The 23129-nt window shown below is 51.0% G+C and carries 22 protein-coding genes and 2 tRNA genes; 9 read left to right on the top strand and 15 right to left on the bottom strand.

The window, feature by feature from the left end; translation table 11 throughout:
* Positions 1 to 6 precede the first annotated feature (6 nt).
* The 3 genes from WC359_02520 (at position 7) to WC359_02530 (ending at position 3744) form a co-directional block, all read left to right on the top strand.
* A complete protein-coding gene (locus WC359_02520) occupies positions 7 to 1362 on the top strand; it encodes an Nramp family divalent metal transporter (protein ID MFA5399304.1) in 1356 nt (451 codons plus the stop codon).
* 2 nt (positions 1363 to 1364) lie between these two features.
* The gene (gene larA / locus WC359_02525) at positions 1365 to 2696 is read left to right on the top strand and encodes a nickel-dependent lactate racemase (protein MFA5399305.1); all 1332 of its coding nucleotides are present in this window, start codon (positions 1365 to 1367) and stop codon (positions 2694 to 2696) included.
* A gap of 106 nt (positions 2697 to 2802) precedes the next feature.
* The gene (locus WC359_02530) at positions 2803 to 3744 is read left to right on the top strand and encodes a tyrosine-type recombinase/integrase (GenBank protein ID MFA5399306.1); all 942 of its coding nucleotides are present in this window, start codon (positions 2803 to 2805) and stop codon (positions 3742 to 3744) included.
* Between the two features lie 37 nt (positions 3745 to 3781).
* Here the strand turns inward: WC359_02530 and WC359_02535 are convergent, their stop codons facing one another.
* Positions 3782 to 4756 (bottom strand): hypothetical protein, encoded by a 975-nt coding sequence (locus WC359_02535; GenBank protein MFA5399307.1) that lies wholly within the window; start codon positions 4754 to 4756, stop codon positions 3782 to 3784.
* Between the two features lie 118 nt (positions 4757 to 4874).
* The gene (locus tag WC359_02540; protein ID MFA5399308.1) at positions 4875 to 5681 is read right to left on the bottom strand and encodes a hypothetical protein; all 807 of its coding nucleotides are present in this window, start codon (positions 5679 to 5681) and stop codon (positions 4875 to 4877) included.
* An 877-nt stretch (positions 5682 to 6558) separates the two neighbouring features.
* On the opposite strand from WC359_02540, the gene WC359_02545 reads away from it, so the two are divergent.
* From WC359_02545 to WC359_02555, 3 genes are all read left to right on the top strand, one after another.
* Positions 6559 to 6771, top strand: coding sequence for a helix-turn-helix transcriptional regulator (locus WC359_02545; GenBank protein ID MFA5399309.1), 213 nt, complete (start codon positions 6559 to 6561; stop codon positions 6769 to 6771).
* A gap of 556 nt (positions 6772 to 7327) precedes the next feature.
* Complete coding sequence (locus tag WC359_02550) at positions 7328 to 8686, top strand: AAA family ATPase (protein ID MFA5399310.1); 1359 nt, start codon at positions 7328 to 7330, stop codon at positions 8684 to 8686.
* A gap of 137 nt (positions 8687 to 8823) precedes the next feature.
* The gene (locus tag WC359_02555; GenBank protein ID MFA5399311.1) at positions 8824 to 9126 is read left to right on the top strand and encodes a hypothetical protein; all 303 of its coding nucleotides are present in this window, start codon (positions 8824 to 8826) and stop codon (positions 9124 to 9126) included.
* A gap of 708 nt (positions 9127 to 9834) precedes the next feature.
* Here the strand turns inward: WC359_02555 and WC359_02560 are convergent.
* Together WC359_02560 and WC359_02565 are read right to left on the bottom strand one after the other, a co-directional pair.
* Positions 9835 to 9910 (bottom strand) — tRNA-Arg (locus WC359_02560).
* Between the two features lie 57 nt (positions 9911 to 9967).
* Entirely contained in the window at positions 9968 to 10270 is a 303-nt protein-coding gene (locus WC359_02565; protein ID MFA5399312.1) for an FmdB family zinc ribbon protein, read from the bottom strand.
* Positions 10271 to 10439: 169 nt separating this feature from the next.
* Between WC359_02565 and WC359_02570 the strand changes: the two genes are divergently transcribed.
* Positions 10440 to 11579 (top strand): GGDEF domain-containing protein, encoded by a 1140-nt coding sequence (locus WC359_02570; GenBank protein ID MFA5399313.1) that lies wholly within the window; start codon positions 10440 to 10442, stop codon positions 11577 to 11579.
* A gap of 23 nt (positions 11580 to 11602) precedes the next feature.
* On the opposite strand, the gene WC359_02575 is transcribed toward WC359_02570, so the two are convergent.
* Positions 11603 to 12388: an MBL fold metallo-hydrolase gene (locus WC359_02575; GenBank protein MFA5399314.1), complete on the bottom strand. Its 786-nt coding sequence runs from the start codon at positions 12386 to 12388 to the stop codon at positions 11603 to 11605.
* A 190-nt stretch (positions 12389 to 12578) separates the two neighbouring features.
* Between WC359_02575 and WC359_02580 the strand changes: the two genes are divergently transcribed.
* Positions 12579 to 12653, top strand: a tRNA-Ile gene (locus WC359_02580).
* Between the two features lie 5 nt (positions 12654 to 12658).
* Here the strand turns inward: WC359_02580 and trxB are convergent.
* The 9 genes from trxB to WC359_02625 all read right to left on the bottom strand — a co-directional run bounded on the left by trxB (position 12659) and on the right by WC359_02625 (position 21904).
* Positions 12659 to 13576 carry a thioredoxin-disulfide reductase gene (gene trxB, locus WC359_02585; protein MFA5399315.1) on the bottom strand — a complete coding sequence of 306 codons (918 nt, stop codon included), beginning with the start codon at positions 13574 to 13576 and terminating at the stop codon, positions 12659 to 12661.
* Positions 13577 to 13615: 39 nt separating this feature from the next.
* Positions 13616 to 14560 carry a site-specific tyrosine recombinase/integron integrase gene (gene xerA, locus WC359_02590; protein ID MFA5399316.1) on the bottom strand — a complete coding sequence of 315 codons (945 nt, stop codon included), beginning with the start codon at positions 14558 to 14560 and terminating at the stop codon, positions 13616 to 13618.
* Positions 14561 to 14644: 84 nt separating this feature from the next.
* Positions 14645 to 15529, bottom strand: coding sequence for a fumarylacetoacetate hydrolase family protein (locus WC359_02595; GenBank protein MFA5399317.1), 885 nt, complete (start codon positions 15527 to 15529; stop codon positions 14645 to 14647).
* Entirely contained in the window at positions 15507 to 16616 is a 1110-nt protein-coding gene (hflX, locus tag WC359_02600) for a GTPase HflX (GenBank protein MFA5399318.1), read from the bottom strand. Before hflX ends, WC359_02595 begins: the two co-directional genes overlap by 23 nt.
* A gap of 68 nt (positions 16617 to 16684) precedes the next feature.
* Positions 16685 to 17851 carry an LL-diaminopimelate aminotransferase gene (locus WC359_02605; GenBank protein ID MFA5399319.1) on the bottom strand — a complete coding sequence of 389 codons (1167 nt, stop codon included), beginning with the start codon at positions 17849 to 17851 and terminating at the stop codon, positions 16685 to 16687.
* A 114-nt stretch (positions 17852 to 17965) separates the two neighbouring features.
* Positions 17966 to 18928, bottom strand: a complete 963-nt coding sequence (locus WC359_02610; GenBank protein MFA5399320.1) for a family 43 glycosylhydrolase — start codon at positions 18926 to 18928, stop codon at positions 17966 to 17968.
* Between the two features lie 43 nt (positions 18929 to 18971).
* Positions 18972 to 19895 carry a tRNA (adenosine(37)-N6)-dimethylallyltransferase MiaA gene (miaA, locus tag WC359_02615; GenBank protein MFA5399321.1) on the bottom strand — a complete coding sequence of 308 codons (924 nt, stop codon included), beginning with the start codon at positions 19893 to 19895 and terminating at the stop codon, positions 18972 to 18974.
* Positions 19892 to 20656: a triose-phosphate isomerase gene (gene tpiA, locus WC359_02620; GenBank protein ID MFA5399322.1), complete on the bottom strand. Its 765-nt coding sequence runs from the start codon at positions 20654 to 20656 to the stop codon at positions 19892 to 19894. The genes miaA and tpiA overlap by 4 nt, the downstream gene beginning before the upstream one ends.
* 63 nt (positions 20657 to 20719) lie before the next feature.
* The gene (locus WC359_02625; protein MFA5399323.1) at positions 20720 to 21904 is read right to left on the bottom strand and encodes a phosphoglycerate kinase; all 1185 of its coding nucleotides are present in this window, start codon (positions 21902 to 21904) and stop codon (positions 20720 to 20722) included.
* A gap of 145 nt (positions 21905 to 22049) precedes the next feature.
* Here WC359_02625 and WC359_02630 point away from each other — a divergent pair, with 145 nt between their 5' ends.
* A complete protein-coding gene (locus WC359_02630) occupies positions 22050 to 22664 on the top strand; it encodes a guanylate kinase (GenBank protein MFA5399324.1) in 615 nt (204 codons plus the stop codon).
* On the opposite strand, the gene ybeY is transcribed toward WC359_02630, so the two are convergent.
* A complete protein-coding gene (ybeY, locus tag WC359_02635; GenBank protein ID MFA5399325.1) occupies positions 22654 to 23112 on the bottom strand; it encodes an rRNA maturation RNase YbeY in 459 nt (152 codons plus the stop codon). The genes WC359_02630 and ybeY overlap by 11 nt on opposite strands.
* Between the last annotated feature and the right edge of the window lie 17 nt (positions 23113 to 23129).

Consider the following 23129-nt stretch of genomic DNA (forward strand, 5'->3'; position numbering starts at 1 on the left):
GGCGCAATGGTAAATAAGGGCATTCAGGCTGAATCCACGGCACAGGTACAGGAACCTCCGCGCGGCTGGCGCAGGCTGATTGCACTTGGTCCCGGCATCGTATGGGCTGCCAGTTCAGTCGGTGTAGCCGAGGTGGTCTTCGCCACACGTGCGGGAGCCATCTTCGGCATGGTGCTGCTATGGTCGCCGATAGTGTCGCTCTTCATGAAGTATTTCATCACCGAATTGATGGGCCGTTACACGGTGGCATCGGGTGAAAATGTAGTCAGCGCCTTTTCCAGGATTGAGGTAAAGATAGGCACGTTTAAAATATTGCCTAAAGGCTGGATACTCTGGCTGTTCTGGATACTTTTTATATTTAGCATTGCCGGCATGGGCGGGATCGCTTTAGCTGTGGGCAGCGCACTTTTTGCGCTGGTGCCTGGCATTTCCTATGTGGTGTGGTCGATTATTGCACTGCTGGTAGTAGGGATCATACTGCTCATCGGTAGCTATAAGGCGCTGGAAGGGGCATCCAGAATACTCATCGCTGTCATGGTTATTTTCGTGATATACGCAATTGCAGAGACGGCTCCACCGTTTAAGAGCGTGTTAGCAGGGTTGGTCCCCAGTGTACCTCCCGAATCTCTGCGCGAACTTATCCCGCTCCTTGGATGGGCTGGCGCGGGTGCCATTGGGACGGTTTGGTTTTCCCTGTGGACGCAGGCCAGCGGCAGGGGCATGGCAGGCAAGAGCTTCATACCCGGCCCGGCGGATAGAGGTCGTATAAAAGAATGGATCAAAATCAACAGGACTGACCTGATTGTCAATACGGTCATAGCGGGGATATTAACAAGTGGTTTTTTGATTGCGGGTGCGCTTATTCTCAACCCGCTACACCTGGTGCCCGAGGGGGAGGGCATGGGCAGCGCCCTGGCCAAAATAGCTGGGCAGGACTTCGGCAGGACCGGGGAAGTGATATTTTTATTAGGCGTGCTTGGAACCTTGTTTGGCACGTTACTGGCTGATATAGACGGCCTGTGCCGTGTAGCGACGGGCGCACTGGGGCTACGCAAAGGCAAAGGAGAAATTAGTAAAAAACCTTACAGGATATTTCTTTTATTCTACCTGGTCTTTGCAGGGGTATTTGCACTACTAATCCAGGCACCGGTCTTCATGCTGCAGATAACTGCGGGGGTTGATACTATCCTGCTCCCGGTGATTGCGGTTCTGGGCATCTACGTGTGCACTAAATTTCTGCCCAAAGAATTCCGACCTGGCCGATTCGCAGTGATTATGACTTATATAGCAGCTGCATTCTTCATCTTCTTCATCATACTTTTGGTCTCCGCCATGGCAAGCGGGGTTAAATTTTCGATGTAGCAATGAATAGACAAAACACATCCGGGCTGCAACAGATACCGTGGGGCAAATCAAGTAGTCTGGATTTCGAGTTACCCACGGGTTGGAACCTGCTCGGAACGTACAAACCATCGGAGTTTGTACCCCTGGCTGATATACAAGCAACGCTGGAGACTATTCTATCTGCGCCGGAGGGGTGTGTTCCTCTCAAAGGACTTGCGCAGGGGAAAAGGAAAGTTGCGATAGTAGTCGATGACATCTCCAGACCCACCCCAGCCTATCTACTGCTTGGCAAAATCCTCGATCATCTGGTACAAGGGGGCGTGAACCTGAAAGCCGTTACCATTGTGACTGCCCCTGGGCTTCACCGGGAGATGTCTCTTGAAGACATGGAACGGAAAGCCGGCAAATATGTATTGGAGCAGGTCGGCTGGGAGAACCACGATTGCCGCAACATAGATCAGCTTAGCTTCCTGGGCAAGACGGACAGGGGCACTCCCGTGTTTATAAATAAAACGGTGGCTGAGGCGGATCTGCGTATACTTGTGGGCACGATTGAACCTCATCCGCATGCCGGCTTCGGAGGTGGATTTAAGAACATTCTTCCCGGTGTTGCCGGTGTAGATACCATAGCAGCTAACCATGCGATCTGCGCCAGTTCCAAATATTTCTTCATGTTGGGTTCCGATCCGGCCAATAATCCCATGCGCCTTGACATGGAACAGGCGGGGTCGATGCTTAAGGGCGATACTTTCATTGTCAATACCGTGTTAAATGCACAGATGCAGATTATTGGGCTGGTAGCGGGGGACCCGATAAAGGCCCACCGCCGGGGAGTAAAGCTGGCAGCGAAAGTATTTGGGGTGAGGATACCGGCCCAGGCGGACGTGGTAATCACTGACTCATTCCCGATGGATATAGACTTGAGGCAGGGTGTGAAGGCCGTTGCTAACGTGCTTTACGCGGCCAAGCCGGGCGGCGTCATCCTCGCCGCCCTTAAATGCGAAGAGGGACTGGGTAATATGCGCGTTCCGCAACTCAAGCTTTCTGGGCTGCCCGCTTTTATCTGGAAGCCGATCATCTGGCTGTTGGGCATCCTTATGACGAAAATGTCTCCTCCGGGTACATCACCCGAGGAACGTTTCTCTACTTATTTTATGTTGAAAGCCCTGCTGCGCAATAAAATATTGGTTTATTCCCCATCTGTGGCGAGCCAGGCAGAAGGGCTTCTGCCCGGGATAGAAGTTTTCCGCGATTTTCCAGAAGCGTTAAGAGCTGCGGCTAAAGCCTTCCCAAAGGGCGATGTCGTGATATTTCCTCACGGTGGAGCTATATATCCGGAAATAGCAGACTAGCTGCATCTAAAACGAGTGGCGAGATCATGGTTTTCGCTTTGATGGCGTCCCTGGGGGGATTCGAACCCACGACCCGCTGCTTAGAAGGCATAGCGATATAGCTAAAATGGTCAACAAAATGACCATTTCACAGATTGCAGCGTTGACCAATTTCGATAAATCCTATATTTCAAAGGTCATTACAGGTGAAAAACCTGCATCCGTAAAATTCCTTGAATCATTAAGCAAGTTATTGCCTGAAATACACGAACCTGATTACTTAAAGCTATTCCTGCAATCACGGCAAGCAATGGGTGTTAGTCCTAAAACGCTGTGCTATTATCAGGAACGGCTATCTAAATTCATACGGAACGTAAATTATCTCAGGGCAACATCGGCTGTTGTACAGAAATATCTAAATACCGTACCTGCCAATGCTAACGGTCTTGCCACCCGGCATGCAAGTTACAGGACAATCAAAACATTCTACCGCTGGCTGAAGTCAGAGTACGGCCTTAACAACCCAGTAGAGGGCATACAGGCCCCGATCCTGGGAAAACCGATGATGCCGACCCTGGACGAAACACAGGTGAAGCAATTGATTGAATCAGTGGATTGCGTGAGGGATAAGGCCATCATTGCGCTGTTTGTGGAAAGTGGCCTCAGGTTGTCTGAATTGGCCAATATACAACCCGACGATATCAACTGGCCGGGCCGGTGTATCAAGGTACTGGGAAAAGGCCGCAAAGTGGCACATGCACCGTTTGGTGATTTATCTAATCAATATCTAATTAAATGGTTAGCAGAATACAAGCCTGACGGTAATGTATGGGGATTGAACGCTTGGGGTATTACGTCTATGCTGCGGCGACTGGAAGCACAAACAGGTATAACCTGTAATCCGCATACATTCCGTCGTACTTTTGCGGTGCTGTTAAGGAAAGCTGGCATTGATACCATGACCATCAAAGAATTGGGCCGTTGGGAAAGCCTGGAGATGGTACAGCGATATACACGGTCATTTAGCTTTCAGGATAGTATGAAGTTTTATAGGTCAACGCTTACCTAAATTATTCTATCCAGTAGCAGGGGTGCAGACCACACTCTTAGTATATGCCGTCGACTCTAATACACAAATTGAAGCACACGGGATTTCCATATTGATCGTAAAGACGTATGTAAGGAGTGTATCTTTTACCATTTCCAGATATAAACGAATTAGTAGGTATATCCTCACATTTTGCAAGTTTCTCATAAGCTACTGCGAAATAGCTATACATATCCCCTGTTTTATTATAAGTGTCGCTTAGTGCCAACACGTCAATAGTAAAATCGCCATCCACGGTCACATTGTCAACCGCAATATCTCTCCATACTGCGTTTGGTAATAGAGACGAAGTATTAGTGTTTCTAAAGTCGCTCCATTTATAGTACTTGGACCATATGATCTCTGATTTACCATTCAATATATTTACAGCAAGATACTTCTTATTGTAATCATCAACTAATCCCGTGGTATAGTTGGCAACACCAGCGATTTTAATGTTGTTAATAGTGAACGGCGTTTTATCTGGATGAAAAGTTGTGGCAAGACCCCATGCCGGCTTATTCAATTCCACTTTCTCATCGACTGTGTCCCGATACGAAGTTGTATCTATTTGAAGATACTTATACCCGCTTGACCCATAAGTATCTTTAATGATACAGACCGCACCTTCCTTGTTTGGTAGTATGATCAATGGAGTTTCAACCCACGTTCCAGCAATTCCCCAATTTGGAGCACTAGCCGTAGCGTAACTATGCCAGACGGCTACTTGATTACTTAGGTTTTCCTCGGTATTTAAATAGTCATAGCGCAAATTAACTGGGATGCCCTGTAGCAGAGTGCCTTGATTAGCTGCAGTATCTTCAACAATTTGATTCGTTTTATTATCACTTGGAGGTGCTGTCGAAACCGGAACCTGGGTGCTTTTGTTATCAACTATAATTGGTGTTTGTTGTCGGCCGGTTAGTGTATTATCCGGCCGTGCACATCCCGCTATAAAGGATAACAATATCATGATGACTACTACTTGTTTCATCATAACCTCCACCGCATAAGAATGCCCCATTATACACCTACGCATAACGTCTTGGAATATATGCCTATGCCAGGATAGTATGAGGTTTTACAGGTCGCCAATAGCTACATAGCAAATATCACATGAATTGTTGTTTTTTAATTGCGTAGTACTTAATCAATGTATTAATAGACTGTTGAGATTTGCGCACGCTTTTATCGACGTCATTAAATCCGGATTGTAATTCTTGGGTAAAGTCAACATAAGGTGCTTGTTGCTGCTGAGTATAATCTGCACATTGCTGAATTAAGTTGATTACGAGTGGCGCTTGTTCAGCTAATTTTATTCTAAGATTGTTGGTTGCAGCTGTAGTAAGTAATCTTTGTTGGTCTCTTAATGACGGCAGAAAGTAATACCGTACATCATTAAGTAATCTTTTTCCTTTTTCATCCAACAAATCAGGCCAATTATTACTGTCTTCAAAATATGCCAGTTTTTCAGTGCACTGATTTAAAGCCTCTGCTCGTCTGGAGTCATATTCTTGCTGCTCCATACAGTAGCGGCCATCAAAAGAAAATATCATGCTAGGATTATGTATGAATGTTAGCTTCCACATGTTTACAGCATTTCCCACATCTCCAACTGCAATTCGCCATTTCTGTAGGAAACTAAGTATGCTACTCCTATCAATACTTTTGTTATCGACAGAATTTAGCATTTTGTTTTGATCTTGTCGGGATCGGTTTTTTAATTTCCGGACGAGAATAACTATTCCCCACACTATTAACCCTATAATAAAAGTAATTACGAACACTTCAATTGTGTTTAGTAATACAAAACCCCAATCTTGATAATTGCTTTTTGACATTGCGATAAGATTCATAGCAAGTTGCCCAGCTGTGATAATAGCGCAAACAATCAATACATTTCTTAGCCCCAGTCTCATCACTGCCTCCCCCTAGTGTATTAGGTATCTGTTTCGCTTTTACATGAGATTAATGCTTATTTCGTTGTTATGTATTATATCGAGAAGCAAAGCGTTCAGAATAACTTTGATACCCGGAAATGAAAGACTTTTTCTTGCATTAACCCCACATCCTCGGTTTTTATGTAGATATAACGGCGTAATTATACATTTAAGAAACGGACACATCAAAGAGAATATCGTATGTCTCTGCGTTATATTGCGATATTTACGTCCTTTCATGATATCGTCATTGTAAATTTATAGATATAAGGTCGAAGCTATAAAGACCAAATCCTGGCGGAAATCTTAAAAACCCTATTCCTATGTATGTATAGTGGCTTGTGGAATTGCTTAAGAAATTTAGACGGCACTTGTATTAGATTCCTACCGCCTCGGTCTGTTTGATGATGTTTGTTGTTACTGCATGTACCGTCCCGGATTATATTAAACATAAAAAGGCACCTATAAGGAAGATAGAATTTCCAGTTTTTCATACCGTACAAAAGGGAAATATTGGCAGTTATTGCATGCTATTAAAAAGGGATTTATTGGTATTTATTCCGCCCCCATAAAAAACGAATCCTGTACCCACTAGCTAAATTTACATAAGATCATAAAACGCTGTCAGGTTTTAGCTTCAGTCTAAAAAGTAATTTTATATTTGACAGGATATAACTTGATACAGTAACATTTATGTAAGATGTGGGAGTTGTGACCAGCTATTAAGGCTGGTTTTTTATTTGGTGAATTTGTACAACTTATACGCTTAACTAAGTAGGCTATCTGTGAAATAAGCCGTTCACTTGCTGTGAGCGGCTTTTTTATTTCCCAAAATACACTGAACGGAGGTATACACATGTCTAAAATCAAACAAATCAGGATGGCAAAGGGCATTAATCAGCGACAACTGGCACAGGATGCTGGAGTATGTCAAAGCCTACTCAGTGCAGTAGAAAACGGAAGGATGCGCCTGTGGCCATCAATGGCGGAAAAATTAGCAGGGGTGTTGAAGGTCACTGTAGCCGACCTTACAATCACCGATCAAGGGGGTGATAGCAGCAAGAATTAAATACATAACCATCTATTCTACAGGGGGTACTGTTTAGACAGTATCCCCTTTTTTATTTCCAGCCAAAAACAAAATAAACGGAGATATAAAAGACCCCGTCTGTGGCTGGCAGCACGGGGTCTTTTGTTGAAACGATGATATTAACTGAGAATTATTTTATCACTAAGCCAACTTTTATCAAAAGAAACAATCGTAAAATCCTGGGTCTGTATCCGGTCGAAAAGCTAGCCAGAAAAATGACCAAATCAAAACATATACTGCAACGGCCACCTGGCCTAACGATAGATGCAGAAACGTACGACTTGCACCTGTCAGACAAAGCTGACTGGACAATAATCTTTGAGATTGATGATGGGAGTCATTACTGGATCACGGTGCCGGAATTCAATCTACATAAGCAGTGGATTAACCGTGGCCAGGGGTCGCAATACGTAATCCAATTCAAATACCTGCATAGGGATGATGTTGGGAAGGATGCCATCATATCAGGCATCCCGGAGTCTATGAAAGCGATCCAACCCCAAAACCTTCAATTAAGTATGTTTGGAGGTGAAACATGCCCAATAATCTAATACCTAGCGAAAACCAATCTAATACGGAGAAACCTTATTACTGGAATTATGAAATACAGGATGGCGGAGATGATACTTACATAGCGAAAATACGTGTCGGAGATGATCACTACGTAAGGTTCACCTTTTCCAACCTGCACCAGGATAGGGCAGATACCAGGGCACACATGCTGGCAGAAAATGTAAAGTACGAAATCCCAGCAATAATCGCCCAATCAAACATAAATTTAACCAATCAAAGGAAGGAACCTATTACCAACTCATTAAAGAACGCTTCCTTTGTCTTTGGCCAGATAGAAAAATCTACACTAGAAGGTCTCGCGGAAGAAATTACAAGTCAGGTGGTAAATCGTTTCCGGTATGGCGATCCCAGCATAACTCTGAGAAGTACGGATGAAATAAAAGTCCCTGAATGGCTTGTCAAACCGTTGATATGGAAAAACAAGATAAACACATTCTACGGGAGGGAAGCCAGCCTTAAAGGATACTTGGTGACCCTGCTTGCCCTGATAATTGGGACCGGATGGGACGATAATCCCTTTGGTTTCAAAGTATCACAACAGAAGGTGCTGTACGTGGATTGGGAAGATGACGAGGTTGAGGCCAGTACCCGTCAACAGGAAATTGCCAGGGGTATGGGATTGCAGTCAGAAATCGAATATCTGCACTGTACCAGGTCACTGGAAGTGGAATTACCAAGGATCCTGAAAACTATTAGGGAAAAGGGCATAACCGTAGTTGTAATAGACAGCCTTTCTATGGGTAACCCCGGCGATCCCAACGGTGGCGAAATCGCACAAAGAGGATTCGCGGCGCTACGCAAGCTAGGCTGTACGGCTATTGTTATTGCGCATACCAGCAAGACAAACAATAACGAGGAAAAAACCGTACTGGGAAGCGTACTGAATATGGCGTTTACTCGAAATGCCTGGTATGTCGACAAACAGCAGGAAAGCAATAGCAATACAGCGGAAGTGACAATCTCGCATAGCAAGGCAAACCGCGGCGGAATCCGCCTTCCTTTCAGGTTCAAGTTCGCGTTCACTATTCAGGAAATACGCGCAGACGGCAACGAGATATGGAATCTGAACGTAACGCCAATGGATGTTGCCAACAGCAAGCTGGCAAGGGATAAGATACTCGATACCTTGAAGCAATGCGATGACACGAACGTTGGTATCTCGCAAAAGCTTGTCGGCGCCGGATACCAAATAAGTCCTGAAACAGTAAAAGCAAGATTACATGAGATGAAATTGGTTGGCGATGTTGTGCCAGTAGGCCAGAGCGGTAAGAAAACAGTCTGGGCCTTGGCCACAAGGCAAATGGCAAACATAAAACAATAGCAACTGTACGACAGTACGGTTACATCCGTACAGCAGTACAGACAACCGTACGTACAGGGGGTATTATAGATACCCCCCTGTACGGTACGGTTTTACGACTTACAGTTAAAGAATTGAGGGATGAGATAATAATTACGATGAAAACGAATATAAATAGCATTACCAAATTACCCTGCCAGCATAACTGCCAGGCACCGCTATGCCCGCTTGATTGCCATGATAATGCTGTCTGGTACCCGGATGATGATATCTGCCATTCCAAGGCTATCACCAAACCCGCCTGGGTCGGTGCCCAGCGCAAGATACAGCGCCTTTACCAGAAGGGATTGGTGGATGACAGTGAATGTTTTACCCGGCCTATGCTGGAAGGCATAAAGCGGATCGGCAAGGGATTACACGGCATGAAGCCGGAAAAACTGCATAGGGATAGCACCGGATAGGCTGCTTAGAGTAGGTCTATTTTGCGAAAAAAGGCCTTCTTAAGCCTTACTGTAGCACCCTGAACGCAAAACATGACAGGTTGTACAGACGGCAAAAAGTAAGCTTTATTCTAAGGCTTTTGGGCAGTGTATATTGATATGCGCCTTTCTACACAGTCCATCCTGTCCATCAGCCTCTCAAAAATGGTTAGCAATTTCTCACTTATTAGATACGATTCTTGGGTGTTATTTACCACGGTTAAAGATGACTCTTTCACCGATGCCATTGCCTTGTCAAAGACCCATTCCTTAAATTCAAATCAAGTGTAAATAGCGACATATATCACTTGACCCCGCATAAGGCCCTATGGTAACTGTAAAGCCGGTATACCTGTGCTTGACATTATAATTGCATGCGTGTATTATAGATACAAATGGATAATATCTACAGCACAAAGGAAGCGGCAGCCAGGCTTAAACTATCTGAAGCGCATGTCAGGCGTTTGCTGGAAGATGGCATTATAGCCGGTAAGAAGTTAGGGCGTGACTGGGTCGTGCTTAGCCTGGAATATAAGCGAAGACGGAGGCCGAAGGGGTACCGGAAACAGGCGTTGACCAAATTGACCGAAAATAATAGATAGGGGGTGTAGCTAAAGTGTTGACCAAACTTCGAATTTCAAAGAAAAACATCAGGAAACTTCGGGATAAGTCGTCAAACGTAGATTACGATGGCGTCCCTGGGGGGATTCGAACCCACGACCCGCTGCTTAGAAGGCAGCCGCTCTGTCCGCTGAGCTACAGGGACGTATATGGAGTTTAACACAGGGTAACGAGCGGTATCAATTACGGTTGGAAGGGGAAGTCAGGGTTTTGGTGTATCAGCGACAGCAGGCTTGGTAGGCTCCGGCTTTGATGACTCCGGCTCTTTGGTCGCTGTAACTTCTTTAGTGGTCTCGGGAACCTTGGCCGGCAACTGCGCTTCCGAGGGCTTCCTGCTGTCAGTGACATAAAAGCCCGATCCTTTGAAGATAATGGGAACGGGCACAAAGCGACGCTTGGCCTCGCCCTTGCACTTGGGGCAGGCCGCCACGCTGTCGTCATTGAATCCCTGCCTGAGCTCAAAACTGGTGTTGCACTTTGAGCAGCAGTATTGATATATCGGCATGGGTCCCTCCGGGAACTCTATCTAATCTTAAAATTAGCACTCGCATTATCCGAGTGCTAATTACATATTGTAATTGCCTTTGTCATTACAGTCAAGTATACATTTTACCATTGTGCCGATAGTATAATTATGATAAGCTATTTCGATTTTGCCACGGCAGGGCAGTAGTTTGAAGAAGTTGAGCATTAAATGGCCAAACCTTGAAGGCAGGCTTGAAGGTGAGTTAGAGAGGCGCTACCGGCTGTATACACTGCGTGATGACCGCCGGCAGGCCGCGATAGGGATAGCGCTGCTGGCATTAGTTGTCGTACTGACCATCCCCAATGATTTCGTCTTTCCCATGGAGCCTGCCCATTTTATATTGCTCATGACTTCGCGTGCCATCTTTATTTTATACAGTATCGCTTTGATTGTTTTTCTGCGTCGAAATAGCAACCCGGCAACCTATGACAGCAGCATTTTTATCTGGGGTCTATTTGGAGTTGCCATAAATCTTCTCATTATCTTCAGCCGGCCTGCTATTTATACGGGCCACGCGATGGCAGCTGTGGTAATCCTGATTATAATCTACCTGGGTGCGCCGTTCAGACTTCTATATCGCGTCATACTTGCGCTGCTATTCACCGGTGGCTGCCTGGCATATCTGGTGGTGAACGCGCCTCAATTGACCCAGCCCTGGATCAGGGTGGAAGTTTTATCCCTGGTGTTTGTAAATGTCGTCGGATTAATCATCTCACACCATCTGTACTCCTACCGGAGAAAACAGTTCGTCACCCAGATGGCCGAAACGAAGGCAAAGGAGGAGCTCCGGCTCGCGGCATCGCGTGACAGTATGACCGGCATACTCAATCACAGGACTTTTTTCGAGCAGGGTGAGAGGGAGTTGAAGAGATTCGCGCGGTACGGAAAGGTTTTCTCGCTGATCGAGATAGACATCGATGATTTCAAGGGCATCAACGATAGCCATGGACATGTCGAGGGCGACAACGTGCTGCTCAAGCTGGTGGAACTGGTGGCTTCGCATGTCCGCCAGTCGGACGTATTCGGCCGGACGGGCGGCGACGAGTTCTGCATCCTGCTGATAGAAACGAATAAATCCGACGCGATGGATATCGCGGAGCGAATCCGTGCCACCTGTTGCGATTGCAGGTTGAGCACTGCTACTGGCACACCGATACATTTCACCGTGAGCGTGGGTCTGGTGGAATCATCAAAAGAAGATGCAGGTATCGGCCAGATGTATTCGCGGGCGGACGCCGCAATGTACAGGGCCAAAAGGGACGGGCACAATAGAGTCTGCGCAGGTTAAGGTATACATAATAATAACTGTCGCTACAACCTGATCATCTCGTTCATCGCCATCATCCTTACCTCGGTATCCGGACAGGTCTCATAGACTTTCATCACGAACGGCCTGATGTCCACGGCCGAGGAAATGGGCGGGTAAAAATCATCCTGGTGATGCGGTATGACCAGGCGCGGCTTTAAAACACGCACATATTCCAAAGCGATGTCGCAGATCCGCGTGTTTCCCTGCAGTGGCACGAGCAGCAGGTCCAACGGTCTCGCCGACAGGCGTTTCAGTTCGTCAGCGGTCGAGCCCGCGCTGCCGAAATGGTGGATGATGTAACCGTTGATAGTGAAACGCCAGCTTAATACCTGGCCCAGTGGATAACTGCTCGAAATGCCGGTTTTGGATATACGACAGTAGCCGGACGGACCGATGCGCCAAAGCGTACGCACAACAAGCGGGATATCGAATTTAACATGCCGGCTGAAAAAAGCCTCCGCCCGGTAGGCTCCAAAATCGATAGAAAATCCATCGGAAGCCATGGCATGGATTCGATCCCTGTCGGCGCCGTCCCTGATCAACGTGGAGGCTGCCGTCTCAGAGCAGAATGCCTGCGATTTCCCCGCAGCCATGATGGCGGGGACTTCACTGACGTGGTCGAAGTGGCCGTGTGTTATGAATATTTGACTGGCATCCGAGATATCCTCAGGTCTCAACGTTTGCACCGGCCTGGCAAGCGCGTTGCGGGCCAGGTAAGGATCGATCAGAAAGGAAACCTCATCGGTCTCGATCTTGAAGCCGGAAGTGCCAAGCCACTGGAGTCTCATGTTTTCCACCTCAATAAAAAATACTGCACTGTAGGGGCGTTGCTTTAGCTGCGCCCGAGAACGGGCGGCCCTGAAGGCCCATCCCTACATCTTATCATCTACATATTAGCATCTTCACTGCTACGACAGGCTGTGCTATACTATGAAACTGCCCGGAAGGCAATATTGCATCAACCGGGAATCTCATCAGGGGCTCGTAGCTCAGGGGTAGAGCGGTCGGCTCATAACCGATTGGTCGCAGGTTCGAAACCTGCCGAGCCCACCATTTTTTTATCCACCTTTAAGATAGCCGAACGCGGATTTGGCCGCCACTGCGCCGTCGCCTACGGCGGCAGCCACCTGGCGAGCGGAGTTCCTGCGGATATCGCCCACGGCATAGAGACCGGGGACCGGCGTGCGCATCAACTCATCAGTGGGAATGTTACCCACCTCATCGAGATCGATTATTCCGCGGAAGGGGTCGCTGTTGGGGATCAGCCCGATGGCCACGAAGACTCCCGAGACCTCAAGCTTTGATGTGACTCCGGTTTTTACATCTTTCAATACAAGGTTGCTCAATTTTTCCTCACCTTCTAATTGAACAACAATGCTGTTCCATACAAACTCGATTTTCGCAACAGCCATGGCAGCTTTCTGAACCACCTGACTGGCACGGAGCTGGTCCCGCCTGTGGATAACGTAAACGCGCCTTGCATGCTGGCTCAGCTCAAGGGCATCCGATACGGCCGTATCGCCGCCGCCGACCACAGCCACGTCCTTGTCCCTGAAAAGGAACCCGTCGCAGGTGGCGCAGTAGGATATTCCACGGCCCGTTAACCTCTCCTCATCCTCAAGGCCCATCTTGCGATAGTTGGAACCGGAGGCTATGACCACCACACCGGACAGGAGGTCGCCGTCGTCAGTGACGGTTTTAAATAGTTTTTCTTCTCGCTTGAGCCCGCTTACCTCGGCTGTTGTGAAATTCAGGCCGAACTTGGCGGCCTGTTCCTGCATCAACTGACCCAGATCCATGCCCGAAATGCCGTTGGGAAACCCGGGGTAGTTCTCAACGCGGCCGGCATTGACGATCTGCCCTCCGGGCAGACCGCGCTCCACCAGCAGCGTATTGAGCCCGTACCTGGATAGATAAAGTCCGGCGGTCAAACCGGCGGGACCTCCACCGATGACAACGGCTTCGTACTCTTTCATCATACCCTCCCTGGCAGTCAAGTGATTGACATAATGTATTTACTTGCGGCTGTGGTACTTACGATAGACTTCCTTGAGGTGCTTGTTGGTGACATGGGTATAAACCTGGGTGGTGCGGATGCTCTCATGGCCCAGCATCTCCTGGACCGACCTCAGATCAGCGCCCTGGATAAGCAAGTCGGTGGCAAAGGAATGCCTCAACGTGTGCGGATGCGCATCGAAGGGCAGCCCGGCTTTCTTCGAGTACTTTTTAACGATCCGTTCCACCGACCTGGGTGTCAGGCGCATCTTTTCACCCTGCTTGATCTCAGACCTGTCACGGCTGTAACGTATGAAAAGGGGACGGTAATCGTCCTTGCGCGCCGCCAGGTAACGCTTCAGCCATGATGCGGCGGTATCCGATATAAAGACCAGCCTGGTCTTGTTTCCTTTGCCCTTGATACTGAACTCCTGCGTATCCAGATTTATCTGGTCGCGGTTCAATTTCGTGAGCTCGGAGACGCGCAGACCGGTGCTGAAAAACAGCTCGAGTATGACCTTGTCCCTCAACCCGATTTCGTCGGATATCTGCGGGCTGTTGAGCAGCCGGGCCAATTGGTCCGCAGTGAGAAACTCTATGACCCGAGATTCCGTTTTGGGCAGGTCGATTTTATCGGGGTTGAGAACGGGGAGGTCGCGGCGGGTACCGAGATAGCGTAAAAATGAGCGCAATGCGATGACATGGTAGGTCTGTGTTGCTTTCTTAAGGTGGTCGCCGTTTTTATCAATGTAATTGGCAAGGTAAAGACGGTACCTCCCGGTAAGGTCAACATCGATATTTGAGGGCGCTAGGGGAATAGAGTTTTCCTCAATCCAGCTGAGAAAACGGGTGAGGTAATGGCGGTAGTTGCGCACCGTCAAAACCGACAGCGACTTTTCAACGACAAGGTATTCGAGAAAATCATCGGCCAAACGGCGCAGGTCAGATCCACCTGAAACTCCCATGACCTAATTATAGTAGATACAGTCTATGTCGTAAAAGGTACAGTGTGCGACATGGCAACCGGCTGAAAACACGGCAAGGGGGTCTCAATCGATACCGAGCTCTCGGATGACCTCCTGGCTTTGTTTTCCCAGCCCGCTGATCTCGAACTCCACCTTATCGCCCGGCTTGAGCCAGCAATCTTCGCCCCAGGATTTGGCATTTCCCGGCGGCGACCCGAGCAGAACGACGTCCCCCGGGTAAAGCGTGAAAAATTTAGAAAGGTAAATGATTATGCCCGCCGGGCTATGTATATAGTCGCTGGTGTTAAAATCCTGCCGGACTGCCCCGTTTACCGTTAAAACCGCATGCAGACGGCACGGGTCCTCAACCTCATCCGCTGTCACTAAAAACGGCCCCAGGGGTGCAAAATTATCGAAACTCTTGCCCTTTGTGTATTGTTTATCATGGGTCTCGAACTGCCAGTAGCGCTCCGACAGGTCCTGGCCGCACATGTATCCCAAGATGTGGCCCTCTGCCTGTCCGGCAGTGAGATACTTGCCCTTTTTTCCGATGACCAGCGTCAGCTCCCCTTCCCAGTCCAATTTACGAATATATCGGTTATGTAAAATCGAATCGTTGGGACCGCACACCGAGCTGTTGGCCTTTAGAAATACAACCGGCTCGGATTCCTCCGTAAGCTTATGTCCCATCTGCATGGCGTGCAGCCTGGAATTCCATCCTATGCAGATAACCTTGCCGGTGACCATCAGTGGCGGGCCCAGGCGCTCGCCTGCCGGCACCTGCGGCAGTCCGCCGTGGTCCAGATTTCTGACCCGCTCAAGCAACGCCTCGTCGCCGAGGGTCGACCTGTCCCAATCGCATACAACGCCTGAAAGGTCGCGCAGCACGCCCGAAACGTCCACAATTCCAGGCCTCTCCTTTTCCAGCGGACCGAATCGAAAGAGCTTAATGCTCCTGCCCTCCCTCACCGACCTGATCTGCGATAAATTCCCCCATCATCGCAATCAGATTAGTTAAATTCCAGCCTTTCAGAGCTGATACCGCCATGGTGGATTCCGGCGCAGATTGAACTTCAAAATATATATTCTGAGCCTCTTCGAGACTCTCAACCATCCGGTCCATCTTGTTGATGACCGTGATCCGCGGCTTCTCATCCAGCTTCAGCTTATGTAAAATGGTCTCCACGGTATGGCTCTGATTGACCGCCTCAACGCTGGTTATATCAACAACGTGCAGCAGCAGGTCTGCCTCGTCCAGCTCCTCCAGCGTGGCATGGAATGCGGCAACGATGAGGGGCGGCAGCTTATGTATGAAACCGACAGTATCCGTCAATAAAATATTGCGTCCGTCCGGCAGCCTGAGCCTCCTGGTAACAGGGTCCAGTGTGGAGAAAAGCTTGTTCTCGGTCACCACACCGGCCTGGCAGATGGCGTTGAGCAAGGTGCTTTTGCCGGCATTGGTGTAACCCACCAACGCCACCAGCGGTGTGTTGGACTTCTTCCTCTGCCTGCGGTAAAGCTCGCGGTGGCGTCTAACGGCCTCAATTTGCTTATCTATGCTGCTGATGCGTTTCCTGATCAGCCTGCGGTCCGTCTCGATCTGCGATTCGCCCGGACCCCTGGTGCCGATGCCGCCCCCCAACCTTTCCAGATGGCTCCACTGTCCCTCCAGCCTGGGCAGCAGGTACTGGTGCTGGGCCAACTCGACCTGCAATTTGCCCTCACGCGTCCTGGCACTGGCGGCGAAGATATCCAGTATCAGCGCGGTCCTGTCGATCACCTTGACACCCAGCGCCTCTTCCAGGTTGCGCTGCTGCCTGGGTGCAAGCTCGTCATTGAAGATGACGGTGTCGTAATTCAATTCCTGCTTGAGCCCGATCAGCTCCTGCAATTTGCCCGAGCCGATATAATGTGTGGACGACGGCCTCTCGAGCTTCTGCGTAAGCCTCCCCACCACGTCAGCCCCGGCAGTCCGCGCAAGCTGGTTCAATTCGTCGAGGGAGCTTTCGACGGACCATCCGTCACGTCCCCTGCCCGCCTCGACTCCCACAAGCACAGCACGCTCCCTGCTTTCCTGTGTGCTATAGGTCGTCTTAGGCATGGATGAAGATTACGGGCGGACGGCTATTTCTTGAGCGTTAAAAGCCGCCGCACTCCCTCGTCGAAACGGTCATCGGGCTGCGTGATGGACAACCGTACATAGCCCTCTCCGGTCTTGCCGTAGCCCGTGCCCGGCGTAACCGCCACTGCAATGCTGTCCAACAGCTCGCTTACATACTGCACCGATGTGTAGCCCTGCGGCACCCTGGCCCAGATGTAAAATCCGGCCCTGGGCTTATTGACCTTCAGGCCGATGCGCTCCAGCGCCTCAACGATCTTGTCCCGGCGGGCCTGCAGCTTCATGTTGCGGGCAGGTATATCGCCCTGGTCACCCGTCAGTGCCTCCACAGCGGCAAGCTGAATGGCCTGGGGTATGCCCGAGTCCAGATTGGATTTGAAGCGGAAGAGTGCATCTATCATCCTGCGGTTGCCGACGGCCATGCCAATGCGCCAGCCGGTCATGTTATATGTTTTGGACAGCGAGTGAAACTCTATCCCAACTTCCTTTGCGCCCGGAATTTCCAGGAAGCTGTGGGGACGGTAACCGTCGTAGGCCACCTCGGTATAGGGCGCGTCATGGCAAACGGCTATATCGTTGGTGCGGGCGAACTTCACAACCTTCTCAAAGAAAGCGGGCTCAGCCACGGCGCCGGTGGGATTGTTGGGGTAACAGATCCACATCACCTTCGACTTCTTGAGAACTACGGCCGGTATGGCATCCAGATCGGGCAAAAAGCCGTTGCTTTCCAGCAGGGGCATATAGTGCACTTCAGCGCCGGCCAGCAGCGTGCTGACGGAGTAAACGGGATACCCCGGGTCGGGCACCAGCGCCACGTCGCCGGGGTCCAGAAGGCAGAAGGACATGTGCCCGATGCCCTCCTTGGACCCGATGAGCGGAAGCACCTCGCTGGTGGGCTCCCATTCCAGTGCTACACCGAAGCGCGTCCTGTACCAGCCGGCAATGGCCCTGCACAGCTCGGGCATGCCGAAGGTCTCGGGATAGCGGTGGTTGACCGGGTCCCGGGCCGCCCTGCACAGGCTGCTAATAATGTGCTCGGGCGTGGGTATATCCGGATCGCCGATGGCGAAACTGACGACATCCTCTCCTGCGGCGCGCTTCTCCGCGATCTTCTTGTTGATGGCCACAAAAAGATAGGGAGGGATACGGTCCATGCGCTTCGATAGATTCATATGTTATTCCTTTTTGCGGGCGGGTTTAAAAACGCGCCCCTACGTCTTAGGCTGCCCGCGGCAACGACAGAGTTTTTATAGTATATATCAACCAGGGATCGATGACTATTCGCATTATGTCTGTCGATTTGTACCCAATAGTAGACCTATCCTCTCCTGTCCCTCCGAAACCGGCCAGCCGTTGCGGGCGTTGTAATACATATACCATTTTCCCTCGGACCGGCGGTACCTGACGTCGCAGGCATAGACATGGCTGCTGCGCCATCCCGTCGTAGGTTTGAGTACAGGCTCCTGCAGCAACCGCTCCCACTTTATGCCGTCCTGTGATTTCAGCACGATAATGGCCGACCCGCTCTGTTTTTTGGCTTCATCCCAGTAGATGCCGTTCTCAAATCCCGCCAGCCCGTCATCGCATACTATGGCTTTCAACGATCCGCTGCTGAGGTTGCGCCAGGGGTCGCCTTTATCGACCTCGATAACGGGCTTGATCATCAGCTCATATGGTCCCTCGGGATGTGCCGCAGTGGCCAGCGCAATGGAGTCCGGCTCGTTGAAGCCGCAGTCCGGTATGAGGACCAGCGACGCGCTGTAATAGAGAAAGTACCTGGCATCCCTTTTAACCAGGCAGGGATTGCTGACCGACCTGTTGTCCCCCGACCGGTGCCATTCCAGCAACGGCTTGACCAGCGATTTGGGCGGCGACCATCGCTTCAGGTCGGTGGAGCGCGAAACGGCTATCTCCGAGTACCATTTCCAGCTTTTAACGGCGGACATGATGATGGAAAGCGGACGGTATCTCTCGTAGAAAAGATAGTGGACGCCCGCCTCGTGATAAAGGAAGGGCCGCATACCGTTTGCGATGGCGACGCCGCTGTCCTTCCACTTCACCCCGTCAGGTGAGAGGAAATGGTGTATACCCCAGATGGAATGGGCGAAGAGGTGCCAGCGCCCGTCAGGCGAGTCCTCCGGAAAGGTGAAGGTCGGATCCGCCAGTATCGGCGACAGCAATGGATGGTCTATTATGTAATCCTGCGAATAATCGCTCCACCTGATGGACCTTATGTCTTCCAACTTCATCTCGCGCCCCCTTCATAACTTATTGCAGGCCGCCTGCTAAAAGCTAACCGATTTTTTCCAGCAGCCCGCGCGTTTTCTCAATGATCTTCTCAGTATACTCCCCTTCCGTTTCGAACCAGCTTATTCTATCGTCCGAGGTCCGGAACCACGCGTTCTGGCTGCGCGCAAAGCGGTGCGTCTCGTATTTAATTATCTGCACCGCCTCCTCCAGGCTGATTCTTCCGGACAGGTGGCCGATCATCTGCCGGTAGCCGAGGCTGGACATGGCAGGCAGCCCGCTGTCGTATCCCATCTTCAGCAGTTTCTTAACCTCATTGACAAATCCTGCGGCCACCATATCATCAGTGCGCCTGTCGATCAGGCTGTAGAGACGTTCCCTTTCGGCCGTCAGTCCTATTATCAGAACGGGATAAGGCAGGCCCTTTTTCTCGCGCAGCGAGGACGGCAGCATTCCTGTCTTGCGATGGATCTCCAGCGCGCGCACGATCCTTCTGAGGTTGTGGGGAAGTATCAGGGCTGCGCCCGCAGGGTCCATTTCCTCCAACTCGCGATACAGACTCTCGACCCCCTCCGTCTCAGCCCTGCGCGCCATTTCCTCGCGGTAAACGGGATCGGGCTCTACCGCCGGAATGTTCCAGCCTTCCAGCACCGACCAGATGTACTGGCCGCTGCCGCCGACAAGCACCGGCAGCCCTCCCCTGTCCTGGATATCCGAAATGCAGAGCTGAGCAGAAGCCTGAAAATGAGCCAGGCTGTAAGGCTGATCTGGAAATATTATGTCAAGCATATGATGCGGCACGGTTCCCCTGTCCGCCGCTCCGGGCTTGGCCGTGCCGATGTCCATGTACTTATAGATCTGCCGGCTATCGGCGTTGACTATCTCGCCGCTGAACTGCTTGGCAATGCCGATGCCCAGCCTGCTCTTGCCGACCGCCGTGGGACCCACGATAGCGACCAGGCATTTCATGGCGCCGCTTTGATCGACGCCGCCTGTTTTACGATGCCGGTGAAATCTGCTGCCTTGAGGCTGGCGCCGCCCACCAGGGCGCCGTCGATCTGAGGTTCGCTGATAAACTCGGCTATGTTGGCCGCCGTCACGCTGCCGCCGTACAGGATACGCATCGCTTCAGCTTTTTCCTTGCCCAGCACGCCGGCTACTTCAGAGCGTATCAGTCCTATGGTCTTCCCCGCCTGTCCGCCGGCCGCCGCCCTGCCCGTTCCAATAGCCCAGATGGGCTCGTAGGCAACAACGACCTCTACCCCGGCGGGTATGTCCTTGAGCCCCTCCCTGACCTGCCGGGTGAGCACCTCACCGGTCTTTCCCGCATCGTTCTCCTCCAAAGTCTCACCGATGCAGAAGATGGGTGTAAGGCCCGCCGCCAGAGCGGCTTTCACCTTCTGGTTAACCTGGCTATCTGTTTCGCCGAAAATCTGTCGGCGCTCCGAATGTCCCAGTATCACGTATCGACACAGCGGCCTGAGCATCAGCGACGAGATCTCGCCGGTGAAAGCGCCTTTCTCTTTAAAATACATATTCTGGGCGCCCAGCCCGACGGACGTGCCTGCGATCATTTCGCCTATTTTATAAAGCGAGATGAAGGGTGGACAAAGCACGACGTCGACCGCGGTTTCGTTACTCAGGTCCCCGATCATCGAGGAAACCAGCGCGGCGGCCTCGTCGACCGTGGTGTTCATCTTCCAGTTGCCTGCGATAAATGGTCTGCGCATATCACCTTCTTATTTAGTCTTTTATCCACTTGCGGGCGCAGCTGAAGCAACGCCCCTACACTATTACTCGTCCTGCAAAACCTCCACACCCGGCAACGTTTTGCCCTCCATGAAGCTCATGCTGGCCCCGCCGCCCGTGGAAACGTGCGTCATCTTGAAGCCGAGGCTCATCTCTGTCACGATCTCGGCGGTGGAGCCGCCGCCCACCACGGTGGTTGCGTGCAGGTTGGCCAGCAGCTCCGCCATGGAGCGTGTGCCCCGAGCGAACTGCTCGATCTCATACACGCCCATGGGACCGTTCCAGAAAACCGTCCGGCAGGGTTTGAGCTTCTCCGTGAACAGCTCCCTGGCCTGGGGACCGATATCCACGATGTATTTATCGGCGGGTATCATGGAAACAGGGGCGATGGCATATTTGGCGGTATCGTTGATGGCATCGGCCACAATTACGTCCGGAGGCAGCACCAGCTCGACCTTTCCCACGCCGGCCTTTTCCGTCAGGTCTTTGGCCAGCCCTATCTTATCTTCCTCGACGGCGGACAGTCCAACGCTGTAGCCGTGCGCCTTGAGGAATGTTGCCGCCATCCCGCCTCCGATCAACAATATATCGATCTTGCCCAGCATATTGCTGATCAGCTTGATCTTATCGCTGACCTTGGCCCCGCCCAGCAGCGCGGCGAAGGGGTGCTGCGCGTTTTCCAGCAGGTCGCCCAGCACGCGCAGCTCCTTTTCCAGCAGCAGCCCGGCATAAGCCGGAAGCAGTTTGGCCACGCCGTGAGTGGAGGCGTGCGCGCGATGGGCCGTGCCGAAGGCATCATCCACGTAGATGTCCGCCAGGCAGGCCAGCTCGGCGGAGAATTTGGGGTCGTTACCCTCCTCCTCGGCATGGAAGCGCAGGTTCTCCAGCAGCAGTATGTCGCCACTCTTCAGTTTATCCACCGCTTTCTGTACTTTGGGGCCGATGCAGTCCGACACGGTGTAGATGGGCAGGTTGGTGAGCTGGGAGAGCCGCTCGGCGATAGGGGTCATGCGCAATGATTCCACCACCTTGCCGTCCGGACGGCCCAGGTGCGAACATAAAATAATCTTAGCTTTGTGCCCTATCAGGTACCATATGGTAGGCAGCGATGCTATGATGCGGCTGTCATCCATAATCTCATTGGTTTTGGGATCGAGAGGCACGTTGAAATCCACCCTGACCAGGACCTTTTTGCCGGTAACCTCTACATCTCGTATCGATTTCTTCATAAGGACTATCTCCTTCACACGATATTTGCGGCAAATATAAATGTGTTGACCGCCACCCTCGCCTGAGTATATCCAATAGCAGTTATTTGTTCAAGGATATGGGCCGGCCTGTTTATTTTTAGCACTGTTCATATTAAACTGTTATATGACAACCGTGCACCACGGCAGCAGGCGACCCCTGGTAATCGTGTTGTCAGGCCCGTCCGGCGTCGGCAAGGACGCCACCATCGCTAAAATCAGGGAGATAGGCGCAAAGTTCCATTACGTGGTCACCGCCACCACCAGGGAGAAGCGTCGCAATGAAATCGACGGTGTCCACTATCATTTCTTGAACAAGCGTGACTTCAAGAAAATGATTGCGCAGGACGAGTTCCTGGAATACGCCGAGGTCTACGGCAATTTCTACGGCGTGCCCAAAAAAGAGGTCAGGCAGGCTTTAGAGAGGGAAGAGGATGTGATCATCAAGGTGGATGTGCAGGGCGCGACCACTTTAAAGAAGAAGATACCGGATGCCGTTTTTATCTTCCTGATGACGCCTTCCCCGGATGAACTGGTCGACAGGCTAAAAGCGCGCAACGCCGATTCGGAGACATCAGTCAAAACTCGTATGCTCAAGGTCGGGGAGGAGCTTGAAAGCCTCCTGCTCTTCGACTACTGTGTGGTCAATATCAAGGACGACCTGGACCGCACGGCGGAGGCTGTGGCCGGAATAATCAGAACCGAAAAGCACCGCGTCAAACGCAGGATGATCAAGATTTAGCGCCGGAGCGTCCGATCAATCCCAGTATCTCCCGCTCTTTTTTACGCATTGCCAGGCCTTCCTTTTGCCTTTCGTGATCATAGCCTAGTATATGCAACATGCCGTGCACCAGCAGCAGGCGCAGTTCATCCTCGACCGCAACACGATTCCGCTGCGCCTGCTCCACCGCCGTGGGATAGGAGACCACAAGGATCCCCATGCCTGCCGTACCTCCCGGAGTTACGGGGAATGCAGCGCCATCCGTGCCGGGCTCGTCCAGTGCAAAGGAGAGCACATCGGTGGGCTGGTCGATGCCGCGATATCGGCTGTTCAAAGCCCGTATCCCTGCATCGTTAGTTACCAGACAGTCGATCTCCAGCGGTGCGGACACGTTCTCGGCATCCAGTACAGCCAGTATCGTCTGCCTGATCCAGGCTCGTTTGACGGAACAGCCTTTAATCCGCTTCATGCGGATACTGACCGTGT

It is taken from the genome of Dehalococcoidia bacterium, from assembly GCA_041653995.1.
GTDB lineage: Bacteria > Chloroflexota > Dehalococcoidia > GIF9 > UBA5629 > CAIMUM01.

What these genes read in the sequence shown, in the direction of transcription:
- WC359_02520 (MFA5399304.1), top strand. Translation starts at nt 7, where the DNA reads ATGGTAAATAAGGGCATTCAGGCTGAATCCACGGCACAGGTACAGGAA.
- larA (MFA5399305.1), top strand. Translation starts at nt 1,365, where the DNA reads ATGAATAGACAAAACACATCCGGGCTGCAACAGATACCGTGGGGCAAA.
- WC359_02530 (MFA5399306.1), top strand. Translation starts at nt 2,803, where the DNA reads ATGGTCAACAAAATGACCATTTCACAGATTGCAGCGTTGACCAATTTC.
- WC359_02535 (MFA5399307.1), bottom strand. Translation starts at nt 4,756, where the DNA reads ATGAAACAAGTAGTAGTCATCATGATATTGTTATCCTTTATAGCGGGA.
- WC359_02540 (MFA5399308.1), bottom strand. Translation starts at nt 5,681, where the DNA reads ATGAGACTGGGGCTAAGAAATGTATTGATTGTTTGCGCTATTATCACA.
- WC359_02545 (MFA5399309.1), top strand. Translation starts at nt 6,559, where the DNA reads ATGTCTAAAATCAAACAAATCAGGATGGCAAAGGGCATTAATCAGCGA.
- WC359_02550 (MFA5399310.1), top strand. Translation starts at nt 7,328, where the DNA reads ATGCCCAATAATCTAATACCTAGCGAAAACCAATCTAATACGGAGAAA.
- WC359_02555 (MFA5399311.1), top strand. Translation starts at nt 8,824, where the DNA reads ATGAAAACGAATATAAATAGCATTACCAAATTACCCTGCCAGCATAAC.
- WC359_02565 (MFA5399312.1), bottom strand. Translation starts at nt 10,270, where the DNA reads ATGCCGATATATCAATACTGCTGCTCAAAGTGCAACACCAGTTTTGAG.
- WC359_02575 (MFA5399314.1), bottom strand. Translation starts at nt 12,388, where the DNA reads ATGAGACTCCAGTGGCTTGGCACTTCCGGCTTCAAGATCGAGACCGAT.
- trxB (MFA5399315.1), bottom strand. Translation starts at nt 13,576, where the DNA reads ATGAAAGAGTACGAAGCCGTTGTCATCGGTGGAGGTCCCGCCGGTTTG.
- xerA (MFA5399316.1), bottom strand. Translation starts at nt 14,560, where the DNA reads ATGGGAGTTTCAGGTGGATCTGACCTGCGCCGTTTGGCCGATGATTTT.
- WC359_02605 (MFA5399319.1), bottom strand. Translation starts at nt 17,851, where the DNA reads ATGAATCTATCGAAGCGCATGGACCGTATCCCTCCCTATCTTTTTGTG.
- WC359_02610 (MFA5399320.1), bottom strand. Translation starts at nt 18,928, where the DNA reads ATGAAGTTGGAAGACATAAGGTCCATCAGGTGGAGCGATTATTCGCAG.
- miaA (MFA5399321.1), bottom strand. Translation starts at nt 19,895, where the DNA reads ATGAAATGCCTGGTCGCTATCGTGGGTCCCACGGCGGTCGGCAAGAGC.
- tpiA (MFA5399322.1), bottom strand. Translation starts at nt 20,656, where the DNA reads ATGCGCAGACCATTTATCGCAGGCAACTGGAAGATGAACACCACGGTC.
- WC359_02625 (MFA5399323.1), bottom strand. Translation starts at nt 21,904, where the DNA reads ATGAAGAAATCGATACGAGATGTAGAGGTTACCGGCAAAAAGGTCCTG.
- WC359_02630 (MFA5399324.1), top strand. Translation starts at nt 22,050, where the DNA reads ATGACAACCGTGCACCACGGCAGCAGGCGACCCCTGGTAATCGTGTTG.
- ybeY (MFA5399325.1), bottom strand. Translation starts at nt 23,112, where the DNA reads ATGAAGCGGATTAAAGGCTGTTCCGTCAAACGAGCCTGGATCAGGCAG.